At 57.9% G+C, this 8,668-nt stretch carries 10 protein-coding genes; 6 read left to right on the top strand and 4 right to left on the bottom strand.

From position 1 onward, the window contains the following. Positions 1-238: 238 nt before the first annotated feature. Positions 239-616 carry a hypothetical protein gene (locus tag MHK00_RS11500; RefSeq protein WP_200442020.1) on the bottom strand — a complete coding sequence of 126 codons (378 nt, stop codon included), beginning with the start codon at positions 614-616 and terminating at the stop codon, positions 239-241. 230 nt (positions 617-846) lie between these two features. Between MHK00_RS11500 and MHK00_RS11495 the strand changes: the two genes are divergently transcribed. The 3 genes from MHK00_RS11495 (at position 847) to MHK00_RS11485 (ending at position 2,333) form a co-directional block, all read left to right on the top strand. Next, positions 847-1,371, top strand: coding sequence for a hypothetical protein (locus MHK00_RS11495; protein WP_250411928.1), 525 nt, complete (start codon positions 847-849; stop codon positions 1,369-1,371). Between the two features lie 67 nt (positions 1,372-1,438). Further along, complete coding sequence (locus MHK00_RS11490; RefSeq protein WP_005276570.1) at positions 1,439-1,921, top strand: helix-turn-helix domain-containing protein; 483 nt, start codon at positions 1,439-1,441, stop codon at positions 1,919-1,921. Beyond that, a complete protein-coding gene (locus MHK00_RS11485) occupies positions 1,914-2,333 on the top strand; it encodes a hypothetical protein (protein WP_005276573.1) in 420 nt (139 codons plus the stop codon). Before MHK00_RS11490 ends, MHK00_RS11485 begins: the two co-directional genes overlap by 8 nt. A gap of 193 nt (positions 2,334-2,526) precedes the next feature. On the opposite strand, the gene MHK00_RS11480 is transcribed toward MHK00_RS11485, so the two are convergent. The 3 genes from MHK00_RS11480 to MHK00_RS11470 all read right to left on the bottom strand — a co-directional run bounded on the left by MHK00_RS11480 (position 2,527) and on the right by MHK00_RS11470 (position 5,316). Continuing rightward, entirely contained in the window at positions 2,527-2,907 is a 381-nt protein-coding gene (locus tag MHK00_RS11480; RefSeq protein WP_250411926.1) for a hypothetical protein, read from the bottom strand. Positions 2,908-3,219: 312 nt separating this feature from the next. Beyond that, on the bottom strand, positions 3,220-3,846 hold the full coding sequence (locus tag MHK00_RS11475; protein WP_200442018.1) for a hypothetical protein: 627 nt from the start codon (positions 3,844-3,846) through the stop codon (positions 3,220-3,222). 681 nt (positions 3,847-4,527) lie between these two features. Beyond that, positions 4,528-5,316 (bottom strand): ArsR/SmtB family transcription factor, encoded by a 789-nt coding sequence (locus MHK00_RS11470; RefSeq protein ID WP_225747406.1) that lies wholly within the window; start codon positions 5,314-5,316, stop codon positions 4,528-4,530. 29 nt (positions 5,317-5,345) lie between these two features. On the opposite strand from MHK00_RS11470, the gene MHK00_RS11465 reads away from it, so the two are divergent. The 3 genes from MHK00_RS11465 to MHK00_RS11455 are packed head-to-tail and all read left to right on the top strand — an operon-like array spanning position 5,346 to position 8,244. Beyond that, on the top strand, positions 5,346-6,224 hold the full coding sequence (locus MHK00_RS11465; RefSeq protein WP_225747407.1) for a ThiF family adenylyltransferase: 879 nt from the start codon (positions 5,346-5,348) through the stop codon (positions 6,222-6,224). Continuing rightward, a complete protein-coding gene (locus MHK00_RS11460; RefSeq protein WP_086589209.1) occupies positions 6,221-6,883 on the top strand; it encodes a formyltransferase family protein in 663 nt (220 codons plus the stop codon). Before MHK00_RS11465 ends, MHK00_RS11460 begins: the two co-directional genes overlap by 4 nt. Beyond that, positions 6,880-8,244, top strand: a complete 1,365-nt coding sequence (locus MHK00_RS11455) for an MFS transporter (protein WP_250411923.1) — start codon at positions 6,880-6,882, stop codon at positions 8,242-8,244. Before MHK00_RS11460 ends, MHK00_RS11455 begins: the two co-directional genes overlap by 4 nt. Positions 8,245-8,668 lie beyond the last annotated feature (424 nt).

Genomic DNA, 8,668 nt, shown 5'->3' with positions numbered 1-8,668 from the left:
GCAATACCACCGCACCGCCCACAGGATGATGTCACGGGGGAAATGCCGACCGGAGAAGATGCCCATGGCTCTGATTATTTCACGCCGATCTTTCTACTGCCCCAACTTTGCAACAGCACCCTTATAACTATATCCCTGTAGATCTATATCCCCAGCCGATCAACCAGCAAAACCGTTCACTACGGGTTACAGTTTAGGCTCCCGCCTCGCCTTACGGCTCGTTGGGCTGCCGCCCAAATCAATAGATTTGGTTGCCACCAAACACCCCATTGGGCAACTTGTTGCAAATGTCCAGTAGATCGTTTATCAGGGCCGCCAAAAAGGGGACGAGGCGGACCATGAGCGCGCCAACGATGAACAAGGCGATAAGCCCAATGCCGATGACGGCGCCGAGGGCTAGCTCCTTGAGTGTGTGGCCGTGGAAGCATGACCGGTCGACCCACAAACACCATGTGCCCAGCCAGATGGCGGCGGTGAAGAATGTGGCGGCGTAGAAACCTCCCGAACCAGCCGGCGCCTGAGAGGAATAGAACAGTCCGATGGCACCCAAGATTGCAGGTAGAACTACCCGCCAGAGAATCGGCAGGCGGGTGGCGGTGGCATCACCGTGCGGCATGAAGGCCTTTCACAGTGGGGAAATCAATGAGGGAGCTCGACGCGGGAGGTCATGATTTAGTGTAATCGCGTACTGTCGAAAGTATTGACAACATCGCACTCGTCGACGTGTGCCGGGAGCCAGGAGAAAACATGAATAAAGATACCGCTGTGTAGACACGGCTGGCGCTTGTCACGGGGGAAGGTGAGATTTGAAGGGCATACCTGCGTAGGGGAGTTCGGGAGGAACTAGTGAATGATTTCGAGTTTCCGGAGATGCCTCACGTGTATCTGCCGGCAGTTAATGCGGACGATGGGTTGACGCGTTGGGAGTTTCTGCAGGGGGCGTTGGATGAGTTCCAGAAGCTTGAAGGTATCAATAAAGATGCTTTTCTCGAGATGCAACAACTTTTGCTGCGTTGGAGTGAGCGTGGCGCCCGAGAAGATGACGTTGCATTGGTGGAGCCATCGGGCACGAGGGTTCTCAATGAAATTCTGAACCCGCCATGGTTAGGCGAGTTGAAAGGGTGGGGAACTGGTGGGAATGGCGAGGACCGTCATTTTCGACTGTACTTCCTCGATATCTCTTCGAGGCCGGGTGAACCGGCCCACCAGATGCTTGTGAGCTTGTGTAAAGAAAAGCGGATCTTTGATGACACGCGTCAGGGAGCTCATAGGACTAACGAGGCGCAGGATCGAGATATTTTGCGGGCTATGCGTCTAGGGAAGCGATGGTGTCAGAAAAACCGGGTCACTTTTCGGCCATGGCCGAAATAGGGATGTGCATTTTAATGCACATAGCTTATGATGGGATGGAACATAGGGAAGCAGGGGTGAATTGATAATGGCGAAGTTAACTATCAAGCCGAAGGATGCGTTGCCCGGGGACCTCATCGGGTCGCAAATGGACCTCATTGAGCAACTCGTGGAGTTTCGAAAACTGCGAGGTATGACGCAAAGCGAGGTGGCATCGCGCATGGGTGTCGACCGCTCTGTTGTCACCAAGTTTGAATCATTGGTGGGACTTGGGAAGAAGAACCACACAATGAAGATGATTCGTGCGTACGCAAACTCCGTTGAAGCGTATGTGGCGCACGTTGTAGTAGATGGTCGTATCCAGCACGGAAGTGCTCCCTACGCCGAGCTTAAAGAAAATATTGCTCGGCGGATTACCGCTTTGGCAAACGTGAACGAGGCTCACGAACAATTCCCTGATGCTGGCCGTGGTCAGCTGGGAACGGACTTTGTATTTGCTGCCCCGGTAGAGTCCGCTGAAACAGGAGTACTGCAGCAGATGGACTACACAATGGAGTGGACTCTTGTCTAAGGAACAACGGGCTGGCTATGCGACGTGGCAGTTGCTTCGCGCTGAGGGGCAGCGCATCGGGGAACAACAGTCGAAGGATGTAGTGCAAAAGAAAGGTCAAGTATCTTTCCAGGTTTCGCGAGGTCAGACTAGTGAGACTCTGGTGCTTGAAGTTCGCATTGATGTTGACGTGCCGGAGCGCGCGAAGTTGGCGCTGGCCCTACGTGGTGACTGGCCAAATTCAGAACATAAAAAGTTAACGCCGGAAGAATTGGATCAGCTTCTCTTGGGCTACAAGCTTGATGAGCTCGTTGCCGTGGTCAATTACGAATTGCAAAACCTAGCGCCTAAGTTTGGCGTGTCAGCACCCTCGATTCCGCAAGAGCAATTGGAAGCCCTACGCCAAGACGCTGCGGACAAGGAAGCGGAATAGTCCGTGCCGTTCCTTGGGATAAGGCGGATGGCCTTTCCAAGCGCGTGCCCGTTGGTGTCGCGGCTACCCGGTCGCTGAATGATGAGGTAGGCAGCGGCGGCCATAAATTATTGCAATAGTGTACTGTCAAATGTATTGATAACATTGCACTCGCCGGTTTACCAGCCCATCCAGGCTGGCGAACGGAATCTTACTAGGGGCCATTGCGCTTACCAGCAGAAACAAAGCACATAGCACTACAAATAGCAACCGGTATAGCAATACCTATAGCTATATGTATAGCGTCACGGAGTACTCCTGCTGCTTGCGGCTGTCGCGCATACTTAGGCAGTGCTGGTTTCGCTTTGAGTATTTGCCCCACCCTGCCGTAGGTGATGCCAAGAAGGTAGGCAATATCGCGGTAGTCATACCTACCATCCGCTAGCTGCCGAGCATGTTGCGACATATTGGCAAGCTCGTGCGCTTCACGCTCGCGGATGGCGGCAAGTTGGTCGCGGGTAGCTTGAGCTTGTTGCTCTACTTCACCAACAAGGTCGAGATGAACGATAGCTGTTTCAAAGGATTTTTGGTCCAAAGTTGCTGTCCATGCTCTCTGCCCAAACACAGACTTCTTCAAGGTGAGCTCTACCGAAAAAATTCCATTCGTGAGTTTCCCTAAAGAGGAGTAGGAGTTAAAACAAGTAGATTAACTGTTAAGGCAATGGACACAACGATAGAAGTTGCCCTCCAAAAAAGAACCTTACCTCTTTTAAGACTATTAAGCTGGGGCCATTTAATGTCCGCAGCAACCCAAAGAAGAGGAAAGAAAAATAGGTAGGGAAACCCAGCAACGGCTGCGCCCATAGAAATCAAAATTATCGAGGCAGGTAAAATCCCCGACCCTGCTTTAGTTGCAGGTCTTGTCTGCATTGTACTCTCCTGAAGGTACAATATTTGCTGTGATGCATTCAGTCCGACGGTTCAACTTTACTTGACTGAAAGACTCAGAAGACTTAGACGTCCAAGTTCCATTTCCAGTCGCGTATGCGACTGGATCATTTGCGTGACCGTCGTATGACCACGTTGGAGTTTTGGTCTCACCGCCAGCATCAATTACTTTGACGCTATCAATACTTACGCCGGGGTTCCCGCAAATTTCGACGGTCTGCCACCATGTGTAAAGTGTGTTTCCAAGCAAAGCTTTCTGCTCGAAATGCACACCATCCTTGCGGCAATAGTCTGCAGATCGTGTCGCGGTTCCCGAGTCTGCTGCCTCAGAAACAACAACATCACCAGGAGTATTATACTTATCAAAAGCTTCTCGATCAGCCGATGATAGCTTTTCAATGGCTTCTTCGGGAGCCGAGGATTCCATAACACGGTTGGTCACTTCCTTGGCTTTAGATAGCTCAACCGAATTACCTTCACTATCTGCCATAGCGGGAGCTTGCATGCCACTGGCCATGCTCAGTGCGAAGACTGCACTTGCTGCAAAAGCTGACAACTTCTTGTGATTTTCAGTGTTGGTTTTCATCTGAATTCCAATCTGAGTTCTTATCGTCCTAGTCCTTGACAAACATAACCTAACGCGTGAAGGGGGCAAGGGACAATCATTCGACTTTTTGCGTAGCGGAATTGTTATATTTCCAGCGTGGCCTAACGCCGGCATCGAAGCCGACACGGACGGAGCAACCGTCACCAAGACCGCCACCTCAGTCCGGCAACGACCACCCCGCCCGGAACTGGACTAGCCCCTAGAAAAACAAAGACAAAGCACCCTACGGGGTGCTTTCATTTTTGTCCTGCCAAGTCTGCGCTGATTTACCATCATTAGGCCACTTATCCCCAGGGTTTCACCTGCGATTAAACCTATTTTCCCAGGTCGCTTATAACTATATCCCTGTAGATCTATATCCCCAGCCGATCAACCAACAAAACCGTTCAATACGAGTTACTGTTCATGCTCCCGCCTCGCCTGACGGCTCGTTGGGCTGCCGCCCAAATCAATAGATTTGGTTGCCACCACACACCCCACAACAACCACACACCTTATTGCCCTCCACGTGGCCGTTTTATCTTCTAGAATCTTAGGACAAAGAAAAAGAGCGGCAAAGAATCAGAAAAGGTAACTAAGTGCCCCAGGGACGCTACATCGACGCCCCACGCTTTAGACGCGACCTCGAAGACATCCTAGAGCGCCTAAAAGCCCAAGAGGTCACGTCTCCACTTTCCGGGGTTCGGGCCCATTGAGGGAGATCCCCGCGTCGTTGAGCGCTGCCCGCCCGGCGGGAGTGAGACGCACGGCCCGGGTACGACCCCTGCGGGAAAGCCATTCCTTATCCAGCAGAGTCTTGCAGATTCCCGTGCCGAGAGGGCCGGCGAGGTGGAAGCGGCGTTCGGTGGAGTCCATGCACGACCTGCCCGTGTCGAGCATCTTCGGGGGCACACCCCACTGTATGAACAAGCGATGACCTTGATTAGTGACCTGACAGTGCGAGTCGATGAACTCGTGCTCTTCCAGTTGTTCAGCCAGGCGCACCCCGAGCTTACCGGCGAGGTGCTGATAACAGGTGCGGCCTTCACGTAGGTTCGCATTCGCCCGTGACGCGCTGAGGCTGTGAGGAGTGGGCAGGGGCGAGCGGGCGACCACGCCAAGGCTCTCGACCACTCGTGCGATGTCTTCCCCGGCCAGGCGAATGTAGCGGTGCCGGCCCTGCCGAATGTCGTGGACGAGACCGTGGGTGACGAGCACGTCAACATGCTCGCTCGCCGTCGACCGGGCCAGGCCCGCGTACCTGCCCAGTTCACCAACCGTCCAGGCCCGCCCGTCCATGAGCGCAGCACACATGGCCGCCCGCGACGAGTCAGCCAGAGCCGACGCGACTGTCGAGATATCCGGGACCGCTTCAGGAAACACGCGCGCAACCATGCCTCCAGTGTGCACCCGGAACTGTTCGGTGACGACCGAACAATCGCAGGCATAGTCTGAACTCACCAGATTCATTGCATCAGGAGGCGAAGGGAGCGATCGCGATGAACGGGGACCGCCAACGGCTACGCGGGCACTACGATGAGGACTTCTACTGGGAACGCGTTGACCGTAACCTGGGTTGGCTCGGCGACACCACCGAGGAACAGCGTGAACGCCAAGCACGGTTGCGCGATGCCGTGATCGGCATCGTCGGCACCGGGGGCATCGGCGGTGCCGCAGCCGCCCGCTTGGTGCGCATGGGCGCACTCAACCTGAAACTGGCCGATCCCGACCACTTCGACCTGACTAACGTGCAACGCCAGTACGGCGCCGGGCGAGACACGATCGGCCGCAACAAGGCCGAAGTCGTCGCGGAGCAGGTCTTCGCACTGACCGGGGATGTCAACATCGATGTCTTCCCCGAGGGCATCACCCCGGACACGGCTGAAGAGTTCATGGACGGCTGCGACTATGTGATGGACCAGATGGAGTTCTACCAGATCAGCAACCGCTACGCCCTCCATCGCGCCTTCCGCGCCTCGGACCGGTGCAGGTTCATGTTCAAGATCCCGACCGTCGCGCACTCGACGGTCGTGTTCACCTACACGAAGGACTCGATGCCCATCGAGGAGGTCTACGATCTCCCCGAGGATGCCGAGTTCACCCCGGACGTGATCCACCGGCTGATGGAACGCATCATGCCCGAGCATCAGGACTTCCCCTCGCCAGGCACGCTGGATGAGTGGTTCGTGGAGAAGCAGACGATGCCGATCTTCGGAGCCTGCCCGCCCCTGGCCGAAGGCGTCCTCGTTGAACGCCTCGCCCAAGAGATCATGGACTTGCCCGGCCGTACGCCTCTGCCCGTGCAGCCCGGGTACGCGCTCTTCGACACCCTGACCTGGGAAGCGAAGACCGTTGAGAAGGCGTGGTGGGCGAAATGACACGCATGGTGCTCTTCACCGAGACCAATTCCGTCTTTGGCTCTTACTTCCTCACCCGACTTGCCAGGCACGATGATGTCATCCTGGCGGCTGTGGTGCTGCGTGAACCCGGCGCACTCTGTGACTACTACCTCGATGAGCCCGAGCCCCTCGACCTCGCGAAGGACGCCGCCGAGCTGGATGTGCATACGCTGCGGCCGGCGCACATCAACACCGACGAATTCATTACCGCCATTGGGGGCCTGGCGCCGGACTACTTCATCGTCGCCAACTACCAGCTGCGGCTCGGGCAGCGACTCCTCGCGGTTCCGAGCTACGACGCCCTCAACTTCCACCCCAGCCCGTTGCCCCGCTATGCGGGGCTGGCACCGTTCTATTGGATGGCCGAGAACCACGAGACCCAGGGCGGAGTCTCCGCAGTGCGAACGACAGCTGGGCTCGACGAGGGCCCCCTCGTCGCCCAGCAACTCCTCGCGCTCACCGGGGGAGAGACGGCCAGGGAGATCCGGGACATGCACTTCGCCGCGTCCTGGCGCCTGTTCGATCTGGTGCTGCCGACACTGCTGGACCGGTCCTACCGGACCTGGGATCAAGACCTGAGCAAGCGCACCTACTTCGGCCACCCGCCCGCCGAGGCTTCGCTGGAGTCTCGCGTATGACCGCGCATCGACGCACGGCGCTGGTCGCGACCCTCCTCGGTTTCTTCATCGTCATGCTCGATACGACCATCGTCAATGTCGCCCTCGCCGAGATCGGCACTGGCCTCGACACGACGGTGGGCTCACTGCAGTGGGTCGTCGACGCTTACACCCTCGTGTTCGCCGCGTTCCTTCTCACAGCTGGGGCCGCATGCGACCGTCTCGGGGCCCGCAGGGTCTACCTCGCTGGCCTGGTGGTCTTTGCTGTGCTCTCGGCCGTGTGCGCCCTCGCTCCCACAGGCGGGTTCCTCGTCGCTGGTCGCGCCGTCCAGGGCGTGGGCGCGGCAGCGATCGTGCCGGGCTCTCTGGCATTGCTGTCGGCTGTGTACGACGATCCGAAGGAACGAGCACGCGCCATCGGGCTGTGGGGCGGCGCAGGAGGTGTTGCCGCCGCGATCGGACCGGTCCTGGGCGGAGCGCTGGTGTCGACGATCGGGTGGCGGGCGGTGTTCTGGGTCAACCTCCCCATCGTCGCTATCGGCTGTCTGCTCACCTTATGGGCAATTCCCGCGCTCACGGGCAGTCGCGCGAGACGGGTGGACCTACCCGGACAGGTGCTCTCCGTGCTCACGCTGGTGGCAGTAACCTATGCAGTCATCACCGCAGGCGAACACGGATGGTCACCCTGGCAGGTAGCCGCGCTGATCGCCGGGGGCGTCTTCCTCGCCCTGTTCATCATCGCAGAGCGACGACACCCGGACCCGATGCTGCCGATGGCCTTGTTCACTCGTGCCCGGTTCTCCGTGGCCGCAATGGTAGGGTTCGCGCTCAACATCAGCTTCTTCGGACAACTCTTCGTGCTCTCCCTCTTCTTCCAGCAGTACCTGGGATACGAGCCGTGGCTGGCAGGCCTCGCGCTGGCACCACAGGCGTGCAGCGCCGTGGTCGCGTCACCGCTGGGCGGCCGTGCCGTCGCCCGGTGGGGCGCGTTCCCCACCATGCTCACCGGCCTGGTAGTCGGCACGATCGGCTTCAGCAGCCTCGTGCTGCTCACCGCAGAAACCCCTTACGTGGTGGTCGCGGTGTTGACCTTCACGGCTGGATTCGGGATGGCCTTCGCGATGCCGGCCGCGACCTCGGCCGCAGTGGCCTCGGCCCCGCCGGAACATGTCGGCATTGCAGGAGGAGTCATCAATGCCGCCCGCCAGACCGGCAGCGTCGTCGGCGTCGCAGTCCTCGGCGTAATGGTCGCCAGTGGAGCGTTCCTCACAGGCTTCCACACAGCCGTCGCGGTCGCCGGTGGAGTCTTCGGTGCCGCAGCGCTCGTAGTTGCTGCCACCATCGTCAGTCACCTACAGGAGCCAGTTACACCTGAAGTTTAGAATCATTGTGTGATGAAGCACCATCGGAGGAGGTCGAAGAAGCCGCCAGTCGAACGCGTACTGTGCTCCGAAACTGGTAAACGTGAACACGAGCACTATGATGACGCCGTGCATGTAGCACTGAAACGGTCGCGACGGGCAGGGCCGCTGCGGATCTACGAATGCCCCTCGTGCGGGTCGTGGCACCTAACCAAGCGCCCTGACTGGGGCAAACCACCGGCGAACTAATGACACTGTACGGGTCTGTCTCGGCGAGGAACGCTCCGGAGCGCGTCTTTCCTGGACGCTCCAGGAGTTTCGTTCGGTGCTGTTGCAAAGTTGGGCGGAGAGCCGAGACGACCCAGTTTCTCATTTCCTGATGGCCGCTGCGTGCCGGCGTTCTCAGGCCGTCTCGAAGACCCGGTTGACGATCACCGCGTCCGGA

The organism is Corynebacterium tuberculostearicum, from assembly GCF_022347385.1.
Taxonomy (GTDB): Bacteria; Actinomycetota; Actinomycetes; order Mycobacteriales; family Mycobacteriaceae; genus Corynebacterium; species Corynebacterium tuberculostearicum_M.
This window is presented reverse-complemented; position numbering and strand designations above follow the sequence as displayed.

Excerpts from the sequence above, each read along its gene's own strand:
- MHK00_RS11500 (WP_200442020.1), bottom strand. The coding sequence starts at position 616 with ATGCCGCACGGTGATGCCACCGCCACCCGCCTGCCGATTCTCTGGCGG.
- MHK00_RS11490 (WP_005276570.1), top strand. The coding sequence starts at position 1,439 with ATGGCGAAGTTAACTATCAAGCCGAAGGATGCGTTGCCCGGGGACCTC.
- MHK00_RS11475 (WP_200442018.1), bottom strand. The coding sequence starts at position 3,846 with ATGAAAACCAACACTGAAAATCACAAGAAGTTGTCAGCTTTTGCAGCA.
- MHK00_RS11470 (WP_225747406.1), bottom strand. The coding sequence starts at position 5,316 with ATGAATCTGGTGAGTTCAGACTATGCCTGCGATTGTTCGGTCGTCACC.
- MHK00_RS11465 (WP_225747407.1), top strand. The coding sequence starts at position 5,346 with ATGAACGGGGACCGCCAACGGCTACGCGGGCACTACGATGAGGACTTC.
- MHK00_RS11460 (WP_086589209.1), top strand. The coding sequence starts at position 6,221 with ATGACACGCATGGTGCTCTTCACCGAGACCAATTCCGTCTTTGGCTCT.
- MHK00_RS11455 (WP_250411923.1), top strand. The coding sequence starts at position 6,880 with ATGACCGCGCATCGACGCACGGCGCTGGTCGCGACCCTCCTCGGTTTC.